General features: G+C 67.8%; 14 protein-coding genes. 12 read left to right on the top strand and 2 right to left on the bottom strand.

All coding sequences use genetic code 11. The features are described 5' to 3' along the window. The 10 genes from ACR9FL_RS04980 to ACR9FL_RS04935 all read left to right on the top strand — a co-directional run bounded on the left by ACR9FL_RS04980 (position 1) and on the right by ACR9FL_RS04935 (position 15,627). Complete coding sequence (locus tag ACR9FL_RS04980; RefSeq protein WP_436357497.1) at positions 1-567, top strand: cupin domain-containing protein; 567 nt, start codon at positions 1-3, stop codon at positions 565-567. A gap of 291 nt (positions 568-858) precedes the next feature. Then, on the top strand, positions 859-3,054 hold the full coding sequence (locus ACR9FL_RS04975) for a TonB-dependent receptor (protein ID WP_436357496.1): 2,196 nt from the start codon (positions 859-861) through the stop codon (positions 3,052-3,054). Positions 3,055-3,235: 181 nt separating this feature from the next. After that, positions 3,236-4,555, top strand: coding sequence for an aspartate aminotransferase family protein (locus ACR9FL_RS04970; protein ID WP_436357495.1), 1,320 nt, complete (start codon positions 3,236-3,238; stop codon positions 4,553-4,555). A gap of 28 nt (positions 4,556-4,583) precedes the next feature. After that, positions 4,584-6,803: a TonB-dependent receptor gene (locus ACR9FL_RS04965; RefSeq protein ID WP_436357493.1), complete on the top strand. Its 2,220-nt coding sequence runs from the start codon at positions 4,584-4,586 to the stop codon at positions 6,801-6,803. Positions 6,804-6,886: 83 nt separating this feature from the next. Beyond that, complete coding sequence (locus ACR9FL_RS04960; protein ID WP_436357491.1) at positions 6,887-8,467, top strand: alkaline phosphatase D family protein; 1,581 nt, start codon at positions 6,887-6,889, stop codon at positions 8,465-8,467. A 17-nt stretch (positions 8,468-8,484) separates the two neighbouring features. Next, positions 8,485-9,336 (top strand): acid phosphatase, encoded by an 852-nt coding sequence (locus ACR9FL_RS04955; RefSeq protein WP_436357490.1) that lies wholly within the window; start codon positions 8,485-8,487, stop codon positions 9,334-9,336. An 87-nt stretch (positions 9,337-9,423) separates the two neighbouring features. Next, positions 9,424-12,033, top strand: coding sequence for an ABC transporter substrate-binding protein (locus ACR9FL_RS04950; RefSeq protein WP_436357489.1), 2,610 nt, complete (start codon positions 9,424-9,426; stop codon positions 12,031-12,033). Further along, entirely contained in the window at positions 12,030-12,887 is an 858-nt protein-coding gene (locus tag ACR9FL_RS04945) for an ABC transporter permease (protein ID WP_436357487.1), read from the top strand. The genes ACR9FL_RS04950 and ACR9FL_RS04945 overlap by 4 nt, the downstream gene beginning before the upstream one ends. A gap of 2 nt (positions 12,888-12,889) precedes the next feature. Further along, the gene (locus ACR9FL_RS04940) at positions 12,890-14,506 is read left to right on the top strand and encodes an ABC transporter ATP-binding protein (RefSeq protein WP_436357485.1); all 1,617 of its coding nucleotides are present in this window, start codon (positions 12,890-12,892) and stop codon (positions 14,504-14,506) included. Then, positions 14,503-15,627 (top strand): P1 family peptidase, encoded by a 1,125-nt coding sequence (locus ACR9FL_RS04935; RefSeq protein WP_436357483.1) that lies wholly within the window; start codon positions 14,503-14,505, stop codon positions 15,625-15,627. The genes ACR9FL_RS04940 and ACR9FL_RS04935 overlap by 4 nt, the downstream gene beginning before the upstream one ends. 34 nt (positions 15,628-15,661) lie before the next feature. Here the strand turns inward: ACR9FL_RS04935 and ACR9FL_RS04930 are convergent, their stop codons facing one another. Both ACR9FL_RS04930 and ggt read right to left on the bottom strand, forming a co-directional pair. Then, a complete protein-coding gene (locus ACR9FL_RS04930; protein WP_436357482.1) occupies positions 15,662-18,133 on the bottom strand; it encodes a zinc-dependent metalloprotease in 2,472 nt (823 codons plus the stop codon). A 35-nt stretch (positions 18,134-18,168) separates the two neighbouring features. Then, the gene (ggt, locus tag ACR9FL_RS04925; protein ID WP_436357480.1) at positions 18,169-19,908 is read right to left on the bottom strand and encodes a gamma-glutamyltransferase; all 1,740 of its coding nucleotides are present in this window, start codon (positions 19,906-19,908) and stop codon (positions 18,169-18,171) included. 333 nt (positions 19,909-20,241) lie between these two features. On the opposite strand from ggt, the gene ACR9FL_RS04920 reads away from it, so the two are divergent. Together ACR9FL_RS04920 and ACR9FL_RS04915 are read left to right on the top strand one after the other, a co-directional pair. After that, positions 20,242-23,262, top strand: coding sequence for a TonB-dependent receptor domain-containing protein (locus ACR9FL_RS04920; RefSeq protein ID WP_436357478.1), 3,021 nt, complete (start codon positions 20,242-20,244; stop codon positions 23,260-23,262). Positions 23,263-23,343: 81 nt separating this feature from the next. Then, positions 23,344-24,795, top strand: coding sequence for an amidohydrolase (locus ACR9FL_RS04915; protein WP_436357476.1), 1,452 nt, complete (start codon positions 23,344-23,346; stop codon positions 24,793-24,795). Positions 24,796-24,898: the final 103 nt, after the last annotated feature.

The raw sequence follows: 24,898 nt of genomic DNA, 5'->3' as shown, positions 1-24,898 counted from the left end.
ATGGCGCGCGGCGACATGGAAGACGACAACATCATCGGCCCACGTCTGCGCGCCCTTCGCGATCGCCTGGGCCTGTCGCAACGCGCCCTGGCCCGCAAGGCCGGGGTGCCGTCCAGCACCGTCAGCTTGGTCGAAAGCGGTCGCACCAGTCCCTCGGTCGGCTCGCTGAAACGCCTGCTGGACGCCGCCGGCGTGTCGCTCGGCGAGTTCTTCAGCTCCGAGTTCGAGACCCCGACCAAGCACTTCTATCGCCACGACGAACTGACCGACATCTCGCGCGGCGAGGTCTCCTATCGTCAGCTCGGCTCGGGTCATGACAGCAGCCTGCAGATCCTGCATGAGACCTATCAGCCCGGCTCCGACAGCGGCCGGGTCATGCTGTCCCACGAAGGCGAGGAAGGCGGGCTGATCATTTCCGGCCGCCTGGAAGTCACCGTTGACGGCCAGTCGCGCGTGCTCAAGGCCGGAGACGGCTACCTGTTTCCCAGCACCCTGCCTCACCGCTTCCGCAACGTCGGCGACACCCCCTGTGTCGTCATTAGCGCCTGCACACCGCCCACCTTCTGACGCCCGCGTTGCACTTGCTCAGAATACTGAGCGAGAAAAATAAAATTACCCGCCTTCTCAGTCAATTGACCTCCTGAAGAAACAGACTTGTCGATCTTTCCATTTCGCCAGCTACTTCGTGCACGACAGTAGCGTGACACCGGGAGGCGGCCGAGGGAAACGCAAGGCTTGCTGCATTGCACAACGCCCCGAGGCCGAGGATAGTTAGCGGGTGGCGGAACCGTCGTTCCGCCTCAGCCGCAACAAGACCGCTGAGAACGGTCCGTGCGGCGTCATGGGAGGGATGAGGCGATGAATCGTCTTTTGGTCAGCGTATCCGCCGGGGCGCTCGCGACCCTGTGTTCCACCGCCGCATTGGCCCAGCAGGCGCCGCCTGACCGGGCCACGACGATCGACGAAGTCATCGTCACCGCCCAGCGCCGCGAACAAGCGGCCCAGGACGTCGGCATCGCCCTCAGTGTCCTGAGCGGCGAAAGCCTGGTCCAGCAGGGCGTCACCAACGTCAACCAGCTTCAGAACGCCACGCCCAACCTGGAGGTCGAACCGGCCTTCGGCGGCGGCGCGGCCCAGTTCCGCATGCGCGGCGTCGGCTTCCAGGACTACGCCTCGAACAACTCGCCGACCGTCGGCGTCTATGTGAACGAGGTCGCCTATCCGGTCCCGGTGATGACCCAAGGCTTGATCTTCGACATCGACCGGGTCGAAGTCCTGCGCGGGCCGCAAGGGACCCTCTACGGCCGCAACACCACCGGCGGCGCCATCAGCTTCGTCACCAAGCGCCCGACCGAGGAACTGTCGGCCGGCCTGATGACCGAATGGGGCAGTCACGACCTGTTCCGCGCCGAGGGCCATGTCTCCGGTCCCCTGGCGGGCGGCCTGCGCGGCCGTCTGGCCGTCTCGACCGAACAGGGCGGCGCCTGGCAGCGCAACCGCACGACGGGCGAGAGCCTCGGCGACGCCGACCGCACCGGCGCCCGCGCCTTACTGGCCTGGGATCCGACCGAAAGCCTGTCCCTGCTGCTCGATGTCCATGGCGGGATCGACAAGTCCGAGAACCAGGGCCTCTACCTGCTCAGCGACCTGCGCACGCGCGGCGGAACCGGCCCGCTCATCCCCGCCGACAAGGACCACTCCAAGACCGGCTGGGGCCTGTCCCCTCGCTTCGCCGCCTCGATCGGCCGCGACGTCACGGACAAGCCGGGTCGGGACAACTCGTCCTGGGGCACGTCGCTGAACGCCAACCTGGCGCTCAAGGGCATGAACCTGACCAGCATCACCAGTTATGAGACCCTGGACCGCAGCGAGTACGGCGACTGGGACTCCAGCGCCTCGGTCGAGGCCGACACCTTCTTCGGCAGCGACGTAGACGTGCTCTCGCAAGAACTGCGTCTGGCCTCGGACAACGACAGCGACCTGACCTGGGTCGCGGGCTTCTACTATTCCAAGCAGGACCTGAACGAGCGCTACTTCTCGGACTTCATCGACATCTATGGCACCTACGCCCAGGTCACCTACGACCAGGCGGTCGAATCCTGGAGCCTGTTCGGCCAGGCGGAATACGCCTTCGCCGAGCGCTGGAAAGCCATCCTGGGCCTGCGCTACGAGGAGGAAACGCGCGAGCTTGAAGGCTTTGGTTCGGCCTTCGGCGGCGCCACCGCCCTGCCCCCGACCACGGTCGACACCAAGATGACCCCCCTGACCGGCAAGGCGGCGCTGGAGTTCAAGCCGGCCGACAACCTGCTGATCTACGGTTCGGCCAGCCGGGGCGCCAAGTCGGGCGGCTTCACCACTTACAACACCGGCAACCGCAGCGGCATCGAACCCTTCAACCCGGAAATCCTCTGGGCCTATGAAGTGGGCTTCAAGGCCGATCCTTCGCGCGCCTTCCAGGTCAACGGCGCGGCCTATTACTACGACTACACCGACCAGCAGGTGCTGTCGGCGGTCTGGGGGGCCAACGGCCCGGTCGGGCGCTTCACCAATGTGCCCTCGTCCCACATCTGGGGCGCCGAACTGGAGGCGGTGCTGAAACCGATCCAGGGCCTGCGCATCAGTCAGTCGCTCAGCTACAAGAAGGGTGAGTACGACGAATACGAAGCCCTCGACGTCCCCGCGTCGCGCGCCGCCAACATGGCCATCTATGACGACAAGGCGGGCGATCCCATCCTCTTCCCCGCCTGGAGCTACGCCGGTTCGATCAGCTACGACTGGACGGTCAGCGGCTTCGCCGTCACGGCTGAGACCAACTACTCCTTCCGCGACGAATACCCCTCGTGGCTGGGCGTCAAATACGACGTGCCGGACTACTGGCTGGCCAACGCCAGCGTGACGGTCGGCCCCGAAGCCGCCAACTGGTCCGTCACCTTCTGGGCGCGCAACCTGTTCGATCAGGAATACGACCTGACGCGCAACTTCTTCACCAGCGCCGACATCGCCCAGCCGGGTCGGCCGCGCACGATCGGCGCACGCCTCAGCCTGCAGTATTGAGGATCGCCGCCGGGCTGGAAGGTGTCCGTACGCCTTCCAGCCCGCCCCCTGATCGGGGTGCCCACTTTCCTGATCGCGCAACGCTCAAAGCGCCAAGAATCAAAGACTTGAGGCGCGCTAATAACAGACTTCCTTTCCCCCGACATTCATCGACTACTGGGCGTTCTGAAAGGATGTCTGCATGACCGCACGGGCCGCCAACGACCTTGATCCCTTCTGGATGCCGTTCACCGCGAACCGCAGCTTCAAGGCCCAACCGCGCCTGTTGGGCTCGGCCAAGGACATGCACTACTTCACGCCGGACGGTCGCCCGATCCTGGACGGCACCGCCGGTCTGTGGTGCGTCAACGCCGGCCACGCCCGCAAGCCCATCGTCGAGGCCATCCAGCGCCAGGCCGAGGTGCTCGACTACGCCCCGACCTTCCAGTTGGGCCACCCCCTGGTGTTCGAACTGGCGGCGCGGCTGGGCATGCTCTTCCCCGCCGATATCGACCACGTCTTCTTCGCCGGATCGGGGTCCGAGGGCGTCGATAGCGCCCTGAAGATCGCCCTGGCCTATCAGCGGGCACGCGGCTTCGAGAACCGCACCCGCCTGATCGGGCGGCAGAAGGGCTATCACGGCGTCGGCTTCGGCGGCATCTCAGTCGGCGGGCTGGAGAACAACAGACGCGGCTTCCTGACCCTGCCGGGCGTCGATCACCTGCCTCACACCCTGAACCTGGAGGAGGCCGCCTTCTCGCGCGGGCAGCCGGCCTGGGGCGCGCATCTGGCCGACGAACTGGAAGCCCTGATCGCCGCGCATGGCGCCGAGACCATCGCGGCCGTCATCGTCGAGCCCATGTCCGGCTCGGCGGGCGTCATCGTGCCGCCCGTCGGCTATCTGGAACGGCTACGCGAGATCACGAGCCGCCACGACATCCTGCTGATCTTCGACGAAGTCATCACCGGCTTCGGCCGCGTCGGCGGCGCCACGGCGTCCGAGACGTTGAAGGTCATCCCTGACCTTCTGGTCTGCGCCAAGGGTCTGACCAATGGCGCCGTGCCCATGGGCGCGGTCGGGGTGCGCGGCGAAGTCTACGACGCCGTGGTCAATCAGGCCGCCGCCCCCGGCATCGAATTCTTCCACGGCTACACCTATTCCGGCCACCCCCTGGCCGCCGCCGCCGGTCTGGCGACGCTCGACGTCTATGAGAGCGAGGGCCTGTTCCAGCGCGCCACGGACATGGCCCCCTATTGGGAAGAGGCGGTGCACAGCCTGCAGGGCCTGCCCAATGTCATCGACATCCGCAACCTGGGCATGGTGGCCGCCGTCGAGCTAGGCCCGCGCCCCGGTGCGCCCGGCGCACGGGCGACCGAGGTCTTTCACACCGCCTTCGACGAAGGGATTTTGGTTCGAGTAACCGGAGATGTCATCGCGCTGTCGCCTCCTTTGATTATCAGCCGCGCGCAGATCGATGAGTTGATCGATCATCTGTCACAGATCATTCGCCGCACGCCTTAAAACAAGACGTACCGACGAGGGGGAACCAATGAAAAATTTACTGCTCAGTGCTTCCATCAGCGTTCTGACGATTGCCACATCTTCTGTCGCAAACGCTCAATCCACTTCAAATAACAACAATCAGCAAGCGACGACGATTGGCGAAATCATCGTCACCGCTCAACGTCGTGAGCAGGCCAGCCAGGATGTCGGCGTCTCGCTGAGCGTCATCGGCGGCGAACAACTGGACGAAAAAGGCATCTCGGTCGTCAACGACCTGGAGAACGCCGTCCCCAACATGGAGGTCGACAGCCAGTTCGGCGGCGGCCAGCCTCAGTTTCGCATCCGCGGCATCGGCGCGCGCGAATACTCCTCGAACAACGCCTCGACCGTCGGCATCTATGTCGATGAAGTCGCCCACCCCTATACGGTGACCACCCAAGGGGCCCTGTTCGACATCGCCCGCATGGAAGTCCTGCGTGGGCCGCAGGGCACCCTCTATGGCCGCAACACCACCGGCGGCGCCGTCAACATCATCACCAACGCCCCGACCGCCGACTTCCGCGCCGGCTTCAACGCCGAGTACGGCACGTTCGACCGCTACAAGGTCGAGGGTTATGTCTCGGGTCAGATCGCGCCCAACCTGCTGGGCCGCCTGGCCGCCGTCACCGAACAGGGCGGCGCCTGGCAATACCATCGCGACACCGGCGAAAAGCTGGGCGATCTGAACAAGACCGCCGTGCGCGGCCGCCTGACCTGGGACGCCAGCGAAGACCTCACCGTCGACCTGGCCGCCACCTATTCGGTCGACAAGTCGGACGGACGCGGCTTCCGCCTGCTCGGTCCGTACACGGTCTCGGGCGGCGCCGTGACCTATCCCAAGGACACCGCCTGGCGCATCACCGGCTGGGGTATCTCACCCGCCATGGCCGCCGTGGCCGGGGTCGGCCTGAACGCCAAGCCGTTCCGCGACAACGACGGCTTCGACGTCAGCGCCCGTATCAAGGCCAATCTGGGCTGGGCCGACCTGACGTCGATCACCGCCTATCAGACCTTCTCGCGCAGCGAGTTCAACGACTGGGACAGCACCCGTTTCAACGAGTCGAACGTCTTCTTCTACAACGACATCGACGTCTTTGCTCAGGAACTGCGCCTCAGTTCCAACAACGACGGCCCGCTCAGCTGGATGATCGGCGCCCACTATGCCGATGAAAGCATTGACGGCGGCTTCTATACAAACTTCCGGGGCAACGCGAACCTGATCAATACGGGCTATGGCCAGTCCGTGTCGGCCTTCGGCATCTTCACGCATAACTCCTATCAGGTGAATGATCGCCTGAACCTGATCGCCGGCCTGCGCTGGGAAACCGAAGAGCGGACCCTGGACAGCGGCGGCACCTTCGTCGCCCCCAACCCGCCCCCGCCGACGACCAGCTACGACACCGACCTGAACGAGGTCTCGGGCCGCCTGGGTTTGGAATACAAGCTGACGGACGACGCCCTGTTCTACGCCAGTGTGGCGCGCGGGGTGAAGTCGGGCGGGTTCACCACCTACAACGCCACCTCGGCCACCCCGTTCAAGCCGGAAATCGTCATCGCCTATGAGGCCGGGATCAAGTCGGACCTGTTCGACCGCCGCCTGCGCCTGAACGGCGCCCTCTTCTATTACGACTACAAGGACCAGCAGGTTCAGGGCCTGGAATACGACCGGATCACCGGCCGCCTGGGCAAGATCACCAATGTGCCCAAGTCGCACATCTACGGCGGCGAGATCGAGCTGACCTGGGTTCCCCTGGACGGCCTGACCATCAGCCAGAACATCGGCTACAAGACCGGCGAGTATGATGAATACAACGCCATCGACGGCGCCAAGACCGACGCCGCCAATCCGGCGGACGGCCCCTGGGACATCATCATCACCAACGACCGCTCCGGCGAACGCCTGTCCTTCCCCAAGATGAACTACGGCGGCTCGATCGCCTATGACTGGGGCATGGCCGGCTGGGACCTGCGCGCCGAGACCAACTACAACTATCGTGACGAGCTCTACTCCGTCAGCTCCTCTTCGATCATCGACGCCTACTGGTTGTGGAACGCCAACTTCAGCGTCGCCCCGACCGGCGCCAACTGGCGCGTGGGCCTGTGGGGCCGCAATCTCTTCAACACCTATTACGAAGAGACCCGCAACGGCTTCAACGGCTCGGCCCGTCCGACCACCTCGCCCAGCCAGGGCCGCACCTATGGCGTGCGCCTGTCGATGGACTTCTAGCCTCCCTCTCCCCCGAAGGGGCGGGTCGACTTCGGTCGGCTCGCCCCCGTCTTTTCCCGTTGCCCACGGACCCGTCTGTTTCCATGAGTTTCCCGTCCTCCCGCCTTGATCGCCGCGCCCTGCTGACGGGTCTGGTCGTCGCGCCGGCCGTGCTCAGCTTCGGCCGGGCGCAGGCGGGCGGCGCCTATCTGTTCCCGCTCGGCGTCGCCAGCGGCGACCCGGCCCCCGACGGCTTCGTTATCTGGACGCGTCTGGCCGCCGATCCCCTGGCTCCCGACGGCATGGGCGGCCTGTCCGCGCCCGTCCCCGTTCATTGGGAGGTCGCCGCCGACGACCAGTTCCGCCGCATCGCCGCCTCGGGCCAGTTCATCGCCAGCGCCGACGCCGCCCACAGCGTCCACGTCGAGGTCGCGGGCCTGCGCCCCGACCGCCCCTACTGGTATCGCTTCACGGCGCAAGGCCAGCAGAGCCCCGCCGGTCGCGCCCGCACCACGCCCGCCGCCGGCGCCCATGTCGACAAGCTGCGCCTGGCCGTCGCCTCCTGTTCGCACTGGGAGCGCGGCTATTTCAGCGCCTATGGCCACATGGCCGACGAGGCCCCGGACCTGACCCTGTTCCTGGGCGACTACATCTATGAATACAGCCTGGGGCCGGACCGCGCCGATCAGGTGGTGCGTCCCTATAATCTGGAAGAGGCGACGACGCTGGCGGGCTATCGCAACCGCTACGCCCTGCACCGCACCGACGCCAACCTGCAACGGCTGCACGCCGCCGCCCCCTGCCTCGCCGTCTGGGACGATCACGAGGTTCAGGACGACTATTCCGGCGTCTGGTCCAAGGTATCCGGCGTCTCCCCGCGAGACTTCCTGCAACGTCGCGCCGCCGCCTATCAGGCCTTCTTCGAGGCCATGCCGATCCGTCGCACGCAGCTATCCGCGGCGATGCAGATGCCCATCTATCGCCGCGTCCGCTACGGCCAGCTGGCCGAGTTCTTCATGCTGGACGGGCGCCAATACCGCTCCAAACAGCCGTGCAGCGACGGCTCCAACGGCGGCAAGGGCCAGATCGTGGCCGACGCTACCTGCACCGACCGCCTCGATCCCTCGCGCACCTTCCTAGGCTTCGAGCAGGAACGCTGGCTCTACGACAACCTGGCGCAATCCAAGGCACGCTGGAACATCCTGGGCCAGAACCTGGTCATGGCGGGCCTGCGTCTCGGCGGCGCAGACGGGTCCGAGCCGCGCTACTGGACCGACACCTGGGACGGCTTCCCCGCCGCCCGCGACCGCCTGACCGGCGCCCTGGCCACCATCAAGCCGCAGAACCCGGTCGTCCTCAGCGGCGACTACCATTCCTTCTGGACCAATGACGTGAAGGCCGACAGCCGCGATCCCGGCTCGCCGACCCTGGCCACCGAGTTCGTCGGCACCTCCATCACCTCGACCGGCCCGACCTATGACGGCCTGATGGCCACCATGCCGAACAACCCCCAGGTCAAATTCTTCGACAGTCGCGTGCGCGGCTATATGGCCATAGACGTCGAGCGTGACCGTATGAGCACGCGCTACCGCGCCATCTCGGACGTGCGCGATCCAACCGCCTCGATCTCGACGCTCAGGTCCTGGGTGGTCGAGGCCGGCAAGCCCGGCGCGGTCCAAGCATGATTTTCAGGAGCCCCCTCATGTCGCCCATGCCCCTCGCCCGCATCAGCGCCGCCGCGATCGCCGCCGCCTTCGTCCTCGGCGGCTGCGCCGGTCAGGTCGAGGCGCCGCAGGCCGTCGCGGCGGTCCCGGCCTCGGGGCCCGTCACCTTCTGGACCGGCTTCCGCGACCATCCGCACGGCTATCTGACGGCCGAGAACACCCCGAACGCCGCCAACTTCCTGCCGCCGCCGCCTGCCGAGGGCTCGCTGCGCGAACAGGCCGACATCGCCGCCTATCGCGACATGCGCGCTCTGGAAGGGACCGAGCGCTGGGCCATCGCCCGCGCCGACAACGAGATCGAGACGCCGGGCGCCCCGCGCGCCTTCGACTGCGCCCTCGGCTTCAAGTTCGAGCCCGAGAAGATGCCGACCCTGACCCTGCTGATGGGCAAGATGCTGGGCGATCTGGAGATGATCCAGACCCCGGCCAAGAAGGGTTATTTCCGCAAGCGCCCCTTCGTGGTCGAGTCCCTGCCGACCTGCATCGCGCCGGAAAGCTGGCTGGGGGCCAGCGGCTCCTATCCGTCCGGGCACTCGGCCCTGGGTTGGGCCTGGTCCCTGGTGCTGGCGGAACTGGCCCCCGACCGCGCCGATCAGATCCTGCGTCGCGGCCTGGCTTACGGTGAGAGCCGCGCGGTCTGCGGCGTCCACTATCCCAGCGACGTCGAGGCCGGCCGCATCGTCGGCGCGACCATCGTCACGCGGCTGAAGGCCGATCCCGCCTTCCAGGCCGACTTCGCCAGGGCCAAGATCGAGTTCGAGGCCGCCCGCGCCGCTGCGACCGAGGCGACAGCCGCCTGTCCGGCGTCGCTGGCCCGCCAGCCCTGGTGAGCCGCGCTTATTCGATGGTGTGATTGGAAATCCATGACGTAGGCTGACGAAGATCGGCCGCGTCGCCGAGGGGGAGATCAAGGCAAGGTGACGAAAACAGGGGCGACAGCATCACGACGGCGCGGCCGGGACAGCGGGTTTGGGCTCCGCCTGATCGCGCTCACGCTGTCGCTGGCCCTGTGCGTCGCCTGGAGCCTCCCTGCGGCGCAGGCCCAAGCCCAGCCCGCTCACGACCGGCTAATCCTGGGCCTGCCGCTGGAGCCGCCCAACCTCGACCCGACCTCGGGCGCGGCGGCGGCGGTGGACGAGGTGGTCTACGCCAACATCTTCGAGGGTCTAACCAAGCTGACCCAGAACGGCGCCGTCGCCCCGTCGCTGGCCGAGACCTGGGAGGCCGCGCCCGACGGCCTGACCTGGACCTTCCACCTGCGGCGCGGCGTCACCTTCTCAGATAGCGCGCCGTTCGACGCCGCCGTCGCCAAATTCTCTCTCGACCGCATCACCGCCGAAAGTTCGACCAACGCCCAGAAGGCCCTGTTCGAGCCGATCCGCCACGTCGAGGTCGTCGATCCGGCGACCCTCCGCATCCATCTGTCGCGGCCGATGGCGACGCTACCCTACGTTCTGGCCTGGGGCGACGCGGTGATGGTGTCGCCGAACAGCGCCGCGACCAACGCCGTCACCCCCGTCGGCACCGGCCCGTTCAAGCTGCAGAGCTGGCAGCGCGGCAGCCAGCTGACCCTGATCCGCCGCGACGGCTACTGGGGCGCAGCGCCGCGCCTGAACACCGTCGTCTTCCGCTTCATCAGCGACCCGACCGCCGCCTTCGCCGCCGTCAGCGCCGGCGACGTGGACGCCTTCCCCAACTATCCCGCGCCCGAGAACGTGGCCCAGTTCCAGCGCGATCCGCGCTTCCGCGTCGTCGTCGGCGCCTCCGAAGGCAAGGTCATCCTGGGGATCAACAACACCAAGGCGCCGTTCAACGACGTGCGGGTGCGCCGCGCCCTGTCCTACGCTATCGACCGCGACGCCCTGATCCAGGGGGCCATGTTCGGCTTCGGCCAGCCGATCGGCAGCCACTATTCGCGTCAAGCGCCGGGCTATGTCGACCTGACCGGCCTGTCTCCGCACGACCCGGCCAAGGCGCGTCAGTTGCTGGCCGAGGCGGGTTATCCCAACGGCATCGACGTGACGCTTCGCCTGCCGCCCCGCCCCTACGCCCGGCGCAGCGGCGAGGTGCTGATCTCGCAATTGGCCGAAGCAGGCATCCGCGCGAAGATCGAAAATCTGGAGTGGGCCCAGTGGCTGGACCAGGTGTTCAAGCGCCGCCAGTTCGACCTGACCATCGTCGAGCACGTCGAGCCGATGGACTACGACATCTATGGCCGCAAGGACTATTATTTCGGCTACGACAGCCCCGCCTTCGACGCCCTGTTGGAGCAGGTCAACGCCGCCCCCGACGAGCCGACGCGCAATCGCCTGCTGGGCGACCTGCAGCGCCGCATCGCCGAGGACGCCGTCAACGGCTTCCTGTTCCAGTCCTCGCGCATCGGCGTGTGGAAGGCGGACGTGAACGGCCTGTGGATCAACGGCCCCATCGCCGCCAACGACGTCACCGGCGCCTACTGGACCGGCGCGGGCGCGGCGTCCGCCACGACCGCCGAGCGCGCAGGCGGCGGCCTGCCCTGGGGCTGGATCAGCCTGATCGCGGGCGTCGCCCTGCTGGCCTTCGTCGCCTGGCGCTTCGGCGCGGCCTGGCTGCTGAAGAAGCTGGGCGGACACGCCCTGACCCTGCTGGCGGCCACCGTCGTCATCTTCCTGCTGCTGCAGGTCGTGCCGGGCGATCCGGCCAGCTATATGATGGGGCTGAACGCCAGCCCGGAATCCATCGCCGCCCTGCGCCAGCAGATGGGTCTCGAAGGCTCGGGCCTTGAGCGCTACTTCGCCTGGCTCGGCGACCTGCTGACCGGCCAGTTCGGGACCAGCTACACCTATCAGGTGCCGGTCGGCGGGCTGATCGCGGAACGTCTGGCGGTGTCGGCGCCGCTGGCCCTGATGGCCACCGTCCTGTCGCTGCTGGTTGCCCTGCCCATCGGCGTCACCGCCGCCAGCCGCCGGGGCACCGCCGTCGACACCGGCCTGATCGGCGTCACCCAGGTCGGCGTCGCCCTGCCCAACTTCTGGATCGCCATGCTGCTGATCCTGCTGTTCTCGGTGAACCTCGGCTGGTTCTCGGCGGGCGGCTTCCCCGGCTGGAGCGCCGGTTTCTGGCCCGCCTTCAAGGCCCTGATTCTGCCCGCCGTGGCCCTGGCTGCGCCCCAGGCCGCCATCCTGGCCCGCGTGCTGCGGACCGCCCTGCTCGACACCATGAACGAGGACTATGTCCGCACCGCCCGCGCCAAGGGGTTGAGCGTCAACCAGGCCCTGTGGCGACACGCCCTGAGGAACGCCTGGATCCCGGTCCTGACCATTCTGGGCCTTCAGTTCCCCTTCCTCTTGGCGGGCGGCATCATCATCGAGAACGTCTTCTCCCTGCCGGGTCTGGGACGCCTCGTCTTCCAGGCCATCACTCAGCGCGACCTGATCGTGGTGCAGAGCGTGGTGGTGGTGCTGGTCTTCGCCGTGGTTCTGGTCAGCTTCCTGATCGACCTGGCCTATCTGTTCGCCGATCCGCGCCTGAGGGGACGCCGCGCATGACCGACGCCCCTGCCGTCACCGCCCCCGCCAAGCCCCGCGTGCGCTGCCCCCTGTCCCTGATCGTCGGCGCAGGCCTGACCGCCGTGGTGCTGGCGACCGCTCTGCTGGCCCTGATCTGGACGCCCTATGACGTCGAGGCGGTGGACATCGCCGCCAAGCTGACCGCCCCGTCCGCCGCCCACTGGATGGGCACCGACCATTTCGGTCGTGACGTCCTGTCGATGATCATGGCGGGGGCGCAGAACTCCCTGATCGTGGCCTTCGTCGCCGTCGGCATCGGCGTCGGCGTCGGCACGCCCCTGGGCCTGACCGCGGCGGCGCGCGGCGGTTGGATTGACGAGCTGGTCATGCGCGGCAACGACCTGATCTTCGCCTTCCCCGCCCTGCTGCTGGCCGTGATGATCACCGCCGTCATGGGGCCGGGCGCGATCAATGCGATCATCGCCATCGGCGTCTTCAACATTCCCGTCTTCACCCGTGTCGCGCGCGGCGCGGCCCAGGGCCTGTGGACCCGCGAATACGTCCTGGCGGCGCGCACGGCGGGCAAGTCGAAGGCCCTGATCTCGCTCCAGCACATCCTGCCCAATCTGATGAGCCTGCTGGTCGTGCAGGCGGCCATCCAGTTCGCCGTCGGCATCGTGGCCGAGGCCGGGCTCTCCTATGTCGGCCTCGGCGCCCAGCCCCCTGCGCCCAGCTGGGGCCGGATGCTGGCCGAGGCCCAGACCATGATCGGCTTCGCGCCCTGGCTGGCCATCATGCCCGGCCTGGCCATCTTCGTGACCGTGCTGGGACTCAGCCTGACCGGCGACGGCCTGCGCGACCTGTTCGACCCGCGCGTGCGGCGGGAGCGTTGACCATGACCGTCCTCGACATCCGCGACCTCAGCCTGTCGATCGGTTCAACGCCGATCCTCAAGACCGTCAGTCTGTCCGTCGCCCCCGGCGAAATCCTGGGCCTCGTGGGCGAGAGCGGCTCGGGCAAGTCCATGACCGCGCTGGCCGTGCTGGGCCTGACGCCGCCGCGCACGACCCTGACCGGCGAGATCCGCCTGAACGGTCAGGTCATCTCGAATGTCTCCGACACCGTCTTGCAAAAGGTGCGCGGCCGCGACGTGGGCATCATCTTCCAGGAGCCGATGACGGCCCTGAACCCCGTCATGACCATCGGCGATCAGGTGGCCGAGACAGTGCGCCTGCACAAAAATACCTCGCGCAAGGAAGCCCTCGCGGTCGCCCGTTCCGTGTTGGACCGCGTCGGCCTGCCCGCCGAGCGCTTCCCCCTGACCCGCTATCCGCACGAGCTGTCGGGCGGCCAGAGGCAGCGCGTCGCCATCGCCATCGCCATCGCCCTGACGCCCAAACTGCTGATCGCGGACGAGGCGACGACGGCGCTGGATGTGACGACTCAGGCTCAGGTTCTCGACCTGCTGAAACGGCTTGTGCGCGAGGACGGCATGGGGCTTATCCTCATCACCCACGATCTCGCCGTCATGGCCGAAACCGCCGACCGGCTGGCGGTGATGAAGGACGGCGAACTGGTCGAGGAAGCCCCTGTCGCGCGCATCCGAACCGGCATGGCCCATCCCTATTCCCAACGCCTGCTGGCCAACGCCACCCACGCCCCTGTGCGACGCAGCGCCCCGCAAGCCGACGCCGCCCCCGTGCTTCAGGTCGAGGGTCTGGTGCGCGAATACGGCAGCGCCCCCGCCCTGTTCGGCAAGGCCAAAGCCTTCCGCGCCGTGGATCATGTCAGCCTGTCGATCCAGCCGGGCGAGAGCGTCGGCCTGGTGGGCGAAAGCGGCTGCGGCAAGTCCACCCTGCTGCGCGCCATCCTGGCGCTGGAGACGCCGCAAACGGGCCGCGTTCGGGTCAAGGGTCGCGACATCACCGCCGCGCGCGGCGCCGCGCTGAAATCCATCCGCCGCGACATCCATGTGGTGTTCCAGGACCCCTATGGCAGCTTCGACCCCCGCTGGAAGGTCAGCGATCTGGTCGCCGAAAACTTCCACCTGCTGGATGCCCGCCCCAGCCCCGTCGAAGCCCGCCGCCGCGTCGATGAAATGCTGGAGCGCGTGGGCCTGAACAGCGCCGCCGCCGACCGCTATCCGCACGAGTTCTCGGGCGGCCAGCGCCAGCGCATCGCCATCGCCCGCGCCCTGATCACCGAGCCCTCGGTCATCTGTCTGGACGAGGCGGTGTCGGCGCTGGACGTCTCGGTGCGGGCGCAGGTGCTGGACCTGCTCGCCGACCTGTCGGATCGGCTGGGTCTGTCCTACCTCTTCGTCACTCATGACCTCAGCGTGGTCCGCACGGTGACGGATCGCCTCTTGGTCATGCAGGCCGGAAAGATCGTCGAACAGGGCGACACCGCCGCCGTCTTCGCCGCCCCTTCGCACCCCTATACGCAGAAACTTCTGGCGGCGACGCCGGATCTGGTCCGCAATCACGCTCTGGAAAAGGAAACCGTCGGATGAACCGCAGAACCGTCCTCGGCTCGGCCCTGATCGCCGCCGCCGCCTCCGCCGCCGGCGCCGCCAGCGCCAAACCCGCCGCTCAAAGCGCCGCCCGCGCCTCCAGCCGCACCGGGCCGCTGAACCTGATCACCGACGTCGAGGGCATCAAGGTCGGCCAGGCCCACGACGCGGGCGTCCGCACCGGCGTCACCGTCATCCTGGCCGAAAAGCCCGCCACAGCCGCCGTCGACGTGCGCGGCGGCGGCCCCGCCGGGCGAGAAACGGACGTCCTGCGCGCCGAAAACCTGGTGCAGGAGGTGGACGCCATCATCCTGTCGGGCGGCTCGGTCTATGGCCTCGGTTCCGCCGACAGCGTCGCCGCCTGGATGGGGATGCGCGGGCGCGGCTACGGCATGGGCGGCGCGCCGGGCGTGCCCCCCTCGCCCATCATCCCGACCGCCTGCCTCTATGACCTGGCCAACGGCGGGAACAAGCAGTGGGAGATGGAGCCCCCCTATCGTCGCCTGTCGGTTCAGGCGCTGGAGGCCGCGGGCGACCGCTTCGACCTCGGCACCGCTGGCGCGGGCTATGGCGCCGAGGCGGGCGCGCTGAAAGGCGGGATCGGCTCGGCCTCAGCGGTCATGGCCTCGGGCTGGACGGTCGGCGCTATCGTGGCCGTCAACAGCGTGGGCTCGGTCGTGGCGCCCGGCGGCAAGACCTTCTGGGCCTCTCCCTATGAAATCGGGGACGAGTTCGGCGGCCTCGGCTCATCCGGCCTCGCCGCCTCGGCCGAGGACTGGGGCCTGTCCAAGTTCGGCGCCCGCCCGCGCGAGAACACCACCATCGCCTGCATCGCCACCGACGTCGCCCTGACCCGCGTGGAGCTTCAGCGCATGGCCATCATGGCCCAGGACGGCATGGCGCGCGCCATCCGCCCCGCCCACGCGCCGTTCGACGGCGACACCCTGTTCTGTCTGTCCACCGGCAAGAAGGTCATCGACAACCCGGCCATGCGTCAGGTCGCGGTGGCCCAACTGGGCAACGTCGCCGCCGACGTCCTGGCCCGCGCCGTGGCGCGCGGCGTCTATCACGCGACCAACTATGAGGGCGTCACGGGCAAGACCTGGCGGGAGATGAAGTAACCCTCTCCCGCCGGGAGAGGGTTAAGCGTTCAGGTCAATGCCACTCGCCGCCGCCGATGGGGGCGCCGGGCGGCACGGCCTGGGCGACCGGCAGGGTCTCGCTGAGCGCCTTCAACCCCTCGGCCGGCCCTGTCAGGGCCTCGGCCAGCCAGGCGCATTGCGCCGTTTCCAGCCGGTCGCCGCGGCAGCGCTTCAACTGCTCGCCGAACCGACGCGCACCGTCGCGCACCGCGCCCTGGGCAGTGGATGACAGGTCCTTGCCTTGCATCAGCGCCGCCAGATGGGCCGCGTAGCGGGCGCGCACCACGCGGCGCAGTTCGGCCTGACGCGGGCTGAGCGCCGCCCCCGGCCCCACCGCCGTCGCCACGCGATCCAGCACCTCGACCAGCCCCAGTTGACCCGCTTCCAGGCGCTGCTGCTCGACCAGACGGTTCAACCGCTCGGGCGCCAGCAGGGTCTCGAACACCACCTCGGACGCCGCCGCCGCCGCCGATGACGGGTCAAAGACCGCATCGGTCTTGCCCTCGAACAGCTCGATCTGCATCTGCCGGTCGGCGTTGCCCGACTGTGCCGAGGACAGCAGGTCGATCAAGTCGTCGCGCAGGTCCAGCTCGGCCGGCGACAGGGCCTGCATCAGGGCCTCCAGCGCCGCGCGCTGCCTGTCCGCCGGCATGACCTCGGCCCGCTCATGGCCGTCGCCGCTGATGGCGTAGGCATAGTCCACCCCGCCGATCTGCCGCCCGACCGCCGTCGTCTGATAGCGGTGATAGAGGTAGATGGGCACGATGACCCGCCGCAGGTCCGCCGCCGGCGCCCCCGCCGGCAGGTTGGCCAGGCCGAAGCGCGACAGGGCGATGCGCCGCACCGCCATGACATTGGCGAACTCGGCGACCGGATCGGTCCCGTTGTCCCACATGGCGGCGTAGGGCTGCAGACTGCCCAGCGGCCGGGTGTCCGTGTCGTTGACGAAGCGATAGCCCTTTGCTTGAGCTTCCGCCGCCAGGGCGGCGCGACGTGCAACCGGGTCCTGCCCTGGCGCATCGCAATAGAGCCAGTCCACCACATAGCGGTCCCAGGCCCCGACGCCGGTCGTATAGGCGCGGCTGAAATCCAGTCGCTCGCCGTCCGCGATCACCCACGGCGCCGGATAGTCCATGACCGAGGCCCGGTCCTCGAAGGTCGAGGCGGCGAAGTTGTGGGCGATGCCCAGGGCGTGGCCGATCTCGTGCGCCGACAGGTGGCGCAGGCGCTGATAGGCCAGACGGTCGGGATCATCCTCGCCGCCCGTGCCGCTGCGCGCGGCGCCGACCAGACCCTCGAAGATCATCTTGTCCTGACGGTCGCGAAGCGAACCCAGTTGCACCACCCCGCGCACGATCTCGCCGGTGCGCGGATCATTGACGCTGGTGCCGGTGGACCAGCCGCGCGTCTCGCGGTGGACCCAGGAGACAATGTTGTAGCGCGCGTCCATCGGATGCGCCCCTTCGGGCAGAAGCTCGACGCGGAAGGCGTCGATATAGCCCGCCTTGTCAAAGGCTTGCGCCCACCAATTGCCGCCGTCGATGAGGGCCGCACGGATCGCCGGCGGAGCGGCGCGGTCCACGTAGAAGACGATCGGCTTCTTCACCGTCGAGCGGGCGGCGGTCGGATCGGTCTTCTCCAGCCGGAAACGACGGGCCAGGCGACTGACCACCGGCTGGTCCAGATCGGCGGCGAAGTCCGTCACCATGACCTGGGCCGAGGTGCCCGAGCGCGGGTCGTGCAGCACCGGCTGGAAGCCCTCGTCCGGCAAACGAATGAAGGAGTGACGCACTGTCAGGGTGACCGAACGGGCCTCGGCCGCGACCCGCGACAACTCCGCTCCCGGCTCGTCGCTGGTGAAGGTCTGGACCGTCTGGAACTCGACATTGTCCGGGAAGACCAGGGTCTGGTCGGCGTCAAGATAGCCCAGGGTCGGCGCCGCCTTAAACGTGCCCAGCCGCGCCCGCTTCAGCCGCCCGACGGCGTTGATCGCGTCGCGTTCGAGGAAGCCCGACAGGTCCACGCTGACCGATCCGTCGGCGCCCGTCTCGACCACCTCGCCGGACCAAACCACCGAGGGCGAGAAGGAGGCCGCGACCGCGCTCACCTGATCGGCGTCGGCGTTGACGGCGCGGAACCGGGTATTCTCGAACTCGGCGAAGACGCGATTGCCGACCTTGCGGAAGGCCAGAACCTGGGCCTGGCCCAGACCGGATCGGTCCAGCCCGGCGCCGTCCATGCCCAGCCCCGCCGATAAGCCGGGCTGATAGAGATAGCGACCCAGCACGCCGTCCGCGCCGGGCGCGGGCAGACGCACCGTCGCCTTGCCCTTCTGCCGATCCAGTTTCACCCCGAACAGGCCGTCCTGCCAGGTGGAGGCCGTCGATGCCGCTGCCGCCGGCGCCCCCGCCTGAGCCAGAACCGGCGCCGCCCCGGCAACCACGACCAGACCGGCGACGCTCGCCAGCAGAACCTTGCGCAACATGAGCCGCCCCCGCGGTTGACTGAAAACTGAAGTGCTTACTGGACGCCAAGCGCCAGGGCGTCGGGCCTCCGCGTGTCAGCCGCGCCCAGGAATCGATCGCCCTCGATCATGATGGACTGGGTGCTGCCCATTGTCATGGACGGGCGAACCGTGTGGCCGCGCTCGCGCAGCAGGCGCTCCACGTCGGGCGAGAAGCCGCCTTCCAGTTCCAGCGGGCTGTCGCCGCCGCCCTGGTTCAGGCGCGGACGCATGGCCGCCTCGGCGATGTTCAACTGGTGGTCGATGACGTTCGAGATCAGCTGGACCATGGTGGCGATGATGTAGCCCCCGCCCGGCGTCCCCGTGACCAGCCAGGGCTTGTCGTCTTCAAAGACGATCATCGGCGTGATGGTCGAGCCCAGACGCTTGCCCGGCGCCGGCGAGTTCGGCTCGCCTCGCGTCCCCCAAGAGAAGTTGTCCAGCGAGTTGTTCAGCAAGATGCCCGTCCCCACCGGGGCGACGTGGGCGCCATAGGAGTTGGACAGGGTATAGGTGTTCGACACCGCATTGCCGTGGGCGTCGGCCACCGAATAGTGGGTCGTGTCCTGGCTTTCATAGGGATAGGGATTGCCCTCCGGGATGTCGGCGGCGGCCAGCGAGCGATCCATGGAGATCAGCTTGACCCGCTCGGCGGCGAATTCCTTGCTGGCCAGCCCCTGCGCCGGCGTCGTCCACTGAGGCGCGCCGCCGATCAGACGACGGTCCGAGGAGACGATCTTCATCGCCTCCGAAATCAGATGCAGGCTGTCGACGCTGCCCCAACGCAAGTCGCGCATGGGGAAGTGTTCGAGCAGGTTCAGCCCCTCGGCCACGCTGACGCCAGACGCGGTCGGCGGCATGTAGGCGATGCGGTGATCGCGATAGGTCGACCAAATCGGCGCGCTCACGTCGGCGCGGTAATCGGCCAGGTCCTGGGCGTCCATGATGCCGCCGCGCGCCTGAACGCCCTCGACGATCTTCTTCGCCAGTTCGCCGCGATAGAAGGCGTCGGCCCCGCCCTGCTGCACCTGACGCAGGCTCCACGCCAGTTGCGGCTGCTTGAACAGTTCGCCCGCGCGATAGGGCGTGCCGTCCACCTTCAGATAGGCCTCGCGCGCGCCGGGATCGGTGGCCAGGACCATGGCTCGGCCCGCCGTGGCGTCCGCCTCGCCGTCCGACAGGATGACGCCGTCCTCAGCCAGCTTGACCGACGGCGCCACGACCTGAGCCCAGGTCAGGGCGCCGAAGCGCCTGTGCGCCTCCCACATGCCCGCGACCGTGCCGGGCACCGAGACGTTGCGGAAGCTGGAGGGCGCGCGGCGGTCGAACTTGCCGCTGTCGTCCAGCAGGAAGTCCGGCGTCACAGCGCGCGGCGCCGTGCCGTAATAGTTGATGGCGATGTCGGCCGCCGGGCGATCCGCCGTCGCCGCCATGTGGACGATCATGTAGCCGCCGCCGCCGATATTGCCGGCGCGCGGCAGGGTCACGGCTTCTGCGAAAGCGACCGCCACGGCGGCGTCCACGGCGTTGCCGCCCTGCTTGAGAATGTCGACGCCGACCTGGGTCGCCAGAGCGCTCTGGCTCACCACCATCCCCCCGCGCCCGATCGTCGGGCTGTGGATCTGGCCGTAGTTGACGATGTCGCCGCCGCTGCCGACGGCAGGCCGGGTCTGGACCGACGCCTGTTGCGCCATCGCCGGCGCCGCCGCCAGCAGGGCCGCCGCCGCGACCGCCAAAATCTTCAGATGAGAACGCATGGCCACCCCGTCACATTTGGCTTTGAACTATCACGCGCGCCCACACCAGAACGCCCTTTGACAGCGATAGCATTGCTCAAAGACGGAACTCAACGGTCAATTTTAGTGATTAGTTTGCTCATTATATTGAATAACAGCAATATTTAACCCGAAATGGTTGACGGGCCGAATGTGGCGGTTTCTAGTCTCATGCAAGGCGAACCCTCCGACGTCGCATCTTTCCGGGGCGACGAACCGAGACGAAGAGGCCGCCTTGATCGACCGACCCGGCCGCCGCCGGACGGGCCCGGGGGGATACCGGGCTCGAGAAGATTTCAGAGGGGATACCGAGTCATGCCTGCAGCCTTCACCCGCCGAAACCTCAAGACGGCCATGCTGGCCACCACCGCCCTGTTCGGCGCGGCGAGCGCCGCCGTCGCCCAGGACGCCCCCGAACCGGAGGCGACCCAGGTCGATGAGATCATCGTCGTCGGCTCGCAGATTCGCGGCGCCAAGGTCACCGCCGCCCTGCCCGTGACCGTGGTCGGCGAGGAGCAGATCCTGGCCGCCGCCGCCACGTCGGGCGACGAACTGCTGCGCACCATCCCCCAGATGGGCGACGTGACCTTCAATTCCTCCTACCTGCCCGCCAGTTCCAACTCGGCGCGCGGCGACACCGGCTCGGTCAACCTGCGCAGCCTCGGCATCGGCAACACCCTGGTCCTGCTGAACGGCCGCCGCGTCGTCGGCCACCCCACGTCCCAGGCCAATGAGCACCTGGTGCCGGTCCTGACCTACAACACCAACGCCATCCCGGTTTCGGGTTTGAAGCGCCTGGAAGTCCTGCGTGACGGCGCCGCGGCCATCTATGGCGCCGACGCCGTGGCCGGGGTGATCAACACCGTCCTGCGCGACGACATGACCGACCTGACCATCTCGGCCCAGTACGGCTTCGCCGAGGGCACCGATATGTGGGAGACCAACTTCTCCGCCTATGGCGGCAAGGACATCCAGGACGGCCGCGGCAACATCTCGGCCTTCTTCAACTATGATCACCGCGACGAGCTTTCGACGCTGGATCAGTCCTTCACCGCCTCCGACGACAAACGGCCGCTGTTCGAGGGCACCGGCTTCACCGGATCGGCCCTGAACGGCCTGTCGTCACTGACGCCCTGGGGCCAGTTCACCCTGCCCAGCGCCGCCACCTATGGCGGACAGAGCTTCACCACCTTCACCATCCAGCCGGACACCCTGGCCGGATGCGCCGCCGCCCTGGCTGACGGCCTGTGCCTGAAGAAGACGACCAATGTCGACGCCTCCCTGCTGGCGGACACGGCCAAGGAAGACCTGACCGTCGTGCCCGAGGTCGATCGTTTCAACCTCTTCCTGACGGGTCGCTATCAGATCAATGACGCGGTCGAGGCCTTCGGCGAACTGGGGGCCTATTATGCGCAATCCAATGCGCGTCAGGCGCCGATCAACACCCTGTCGTCGGTCGCCATGACCATCGCCGGAACCAACTACTACAATCCGTTCGGACAGGACGTCCGCCTGACCGGCTATCGTTTCAACGACATGGGCCCGATCAATGTCGAGGTGACGAACCAGCAGTATCGCGCCCTCGGCGGCCTGCGCGGCGAATGGCGCGGCTGGAACTGGGAGTCCGCCCTGCTCTGGTCCGAGGCCACAGCCAAGGACGTGTCCGACAACATCTCCACGACCAGGCTGGCCGAATGGGCGGCCAAGTCGACGCCCGACGCCTATAACTTCTTCAACGGCGGCGACCCGGCCAATCCACGCTTTGGCGACGCCACCCCGTCCAACCAGGCGGCGCTGGACGCCATCCGCGTCGACATGGTCCGCAAGACCAAGACCGAACTGGGCCTGTGGGACTTCAAGATTTCGCGTCCTGACCTCTTCACCCTGCCCGGCGGCCCCGTCGGCATGGCCGCCGGCATCGAGGCGCGCACCGAAACCCAGTTGGACGATCGCGACAGCCGCATCGACGGCACGATCCGCTACACGGACAAGTCGGGCGCCACCTACAGCGACCTGATCAACTCGTCCGAAAACCCCGACACCTACGGCGAGCGCGACGTCTTCTCCGCCTATCTGGAGTTCGCCGCTCCCCTGGTGTCGCCGGAAATGAACATCCCCCTGGTGCATAACCTGGAGGTCCAGCTGGCCGGCCGCTTCGAGAACTATTCGGACTTCGGCGACGTGGCCAAACCCAAGGTCGCCGCCGCCTGGGACATCGTCGACGGCTTCCGCGTTCGCGGTTCCTGGGCCCAGGGCTTCCGCGCCCCCAACCTGGAGCAGATCAACGCCACGGTGATCACCCGCTCCAACAGCTCGAACGACTACATCTACTGCGAGGCTCTGCTGCGTCGGGGCGCCATCACCGACATGAGCCAGTGCGGCGCCAGCACCGTCTCCGGCATTCCCAACAGCTTCGCGGACAAGGCCAACGCCAGCCAGACCCACGTCCGCAAGCTCACGGCCGAGCGCCGCTCCGGCAACCCCGACCTGCAGCCCGAAGAATCCGAGACCCTGTCCTTCGGCCTGGTCGTCCAGCCGCGCTTCGTTCCCGAACAGTTCGGCGACTTCACCTTCACCGCCGACTGGTGGCGGGTCGAGCAGACCGGCATGGTCGGCCTGTTCCGCGGTCAGAACGCCCTGATCCTCGACTACCTGCTGCGCAAGCAGGGCAGTTCGAACCCCAACGTCATCCGCGCCGACGCGACGGCCGCCGACCAGGCCATCTTCGCCGGCACCGGCCTGACGGCCGTGGGCGAGGTGCAATACATCACCGACGCCTACACCAATCAGCAGCCCCAGACCGTCGAAGGCCTGGACCTGGGCGCCATGTGGAGCCTGCGCGACACGGCGTACGGCGACTTCAGCCTGAACCTGAACGTCTCGCACCTGCTGAAATACTATCTGGAGTTGGCGCCGGGGGCTCAGGCCCTGGTCGACGCCAAGGCGGCGGGCGACATCGCCTCCTCCATCTCCCTGGGCGGCAGCATGGGCGACATGATCCGCGACCTGGGCCGCCCGGAATGGAAATGGTCCCTGTCCGGCACCTGGCGCAAGGACGCCTGGACCGTCGGCGCCTTCACCCAGTACATCTCGTCCCTCTATGACGACAGCCTCACCAACTCGTCGGGCGACTACTGGACGGTGGACGCCACCATCACCGCCAACCTCTATGGCGAGTATCAGTTCGACGAAGGCCGCCTGGCCGGGACCGCCGTGCGCGTCGGCGTGCGCAACCTGACCGACGAGGAACCGCCCCTCTCGGCGGCCGGCTTCGTCGGCACCGTCTATCAGCCCTATGGCCGCTACTGGTACGCCAGCTTCCGCAAGACCTTCTGATCCGGTCTTGAGGTCTTTCGGGCGGGAGGCGACGTCGTCTCCCGCCCTTCGTCTATTCGCCGTCTGTCTGTGGAGTTCCCGATGAAACCCGTCTCGATGCGCGCCCTGGCGCTCGCCGCCGCCCTGACCAGCCTCAGCGTCCCGGCGCTCGCCGCCGAACTGTCGCCCCAGGCCCGCGCCCAGATCACCGGCACGGTCGAGCGCAACCAGCCGGCCCTGGATCACGCCGCCTTGGAAATCTGGAAGTTCGCGGAGCTGGGCTATCAGGAAACCCAAAGCTCGACCCTGCTGCAGGGCCAACTGACCGAAGCCGGTTTCACCGTCACCCCCGGCATCGCCAACGAACCCACCGCCTTCCTGGCCAGCTTCAAGACCGGCGACGGCCCGGTCATCGCGGTGCTGGCCGAATACGACGCCCTGCCCGGCCTGTCACAGACCCTGAACCCGGTGCAGGAAACCGCCGGCGGCCACGCCGGTCACGGCTGCGGCCACAACCTGTTCGGCGCCGCGTCCGTCCATGCCGCCATCGCGGTCAAGGACTGGATGGTCGCCAACAACATCAAGGGCGAACTGCGCGTCTATGGCACGCCCGCCGAGGAAGGCGGATCGGGCAAGGTCTATATGGTCCGCGACGGCCTGTTCGACGACGTGGACGTGGCCGTCCACTGGCACCCCGGCAACGTCAACAGCGCCCGCCAGGGCGACACCATGTCCAATGTCTCGGGCAAGTTCCGCTTCTACGGCACGGCCGCCCACGCCGCCGCCGCGCCCGATCGCGGCCGCTCGGCCCTGGACGGGGTCGAGGCCATGAACGCCATGGTCAACCTGATGCGCGAGCACATTCCCGACCGCACCCGCATCCACTACGCCATCACCGACGGGGCCAAGGCGCCCAACGTCGTCCCGGCCTTCGCCGAGAGCTACTACTACGTCCGCCACAACGACCCGCAGATCGTCCGCGATGTGCTGGAGCGGGTGAAGAAGGCGGCTGACGGCGCGGCGCTCGGCACCGGCACCCGCGTCGAGTTCGAGGCCATCGGCGGCGTCTATTCCATGTTGCCGAACGAGGCCCTGATGAACGTCATGGACCGCAACCTGCGCCATGTCGGCGGCATAACCTGGACGCCCGAGGAAATCGCCCTGGCGACCGAGATCCAGAAGACCCTGCCGACCCGCCCCGACCTCGCCTCCGTCGGTCAGATCGAACCCGCCGTGATCGGCGGCGACTTCGGCGGCTCGACCGACGTCTCGGACGTGTCCTGGGTCGCCCCGACCGTGGGCCTGTCCACCGCCACCTTCGTCCCCGGCTCGGCGGGCCATAGCTGGCAGAACGTGGTGGCCGCCGGTTCCACCATCGGCCTGAAGGGCGCCCATCTGGCCGCCAAGACCCTGGCCCTGACCACCGCCGAACTGTTCCAGAGCCCCGACACCATCGCAGCCGCAAAGACCGAGTTCGAGCGTCGCCGCGGCCCCGACTTCAAATACGAGGCCCTAATCGGCGACCGCGCCCCGGCCCTCAACTACCGCGACTAAGTCCGCCGAGCCCCTTCTCCCCCTGTGGGAGAAGGCGGCCCGTCAGGGCCGGATGAGGGGTGTCGGCGCGACGTTGGAAAATGTCCCGAGCCCACCTAACTCG

Origin of the sequence: Brevundimonas sp. CEF1 (genome assembly GCF_051353055.1) — a bacterium.
Lineage (GTDB): Bacteria > Pseudomonadota > Alphaproteobacteria > Caulobacterales > Caulobacteraceae > Brevundimonas.
Note: the sequence above shows the minus strand (reverse complement) of the source record. Positions and strands in the feature narration are given on the sequence as shown.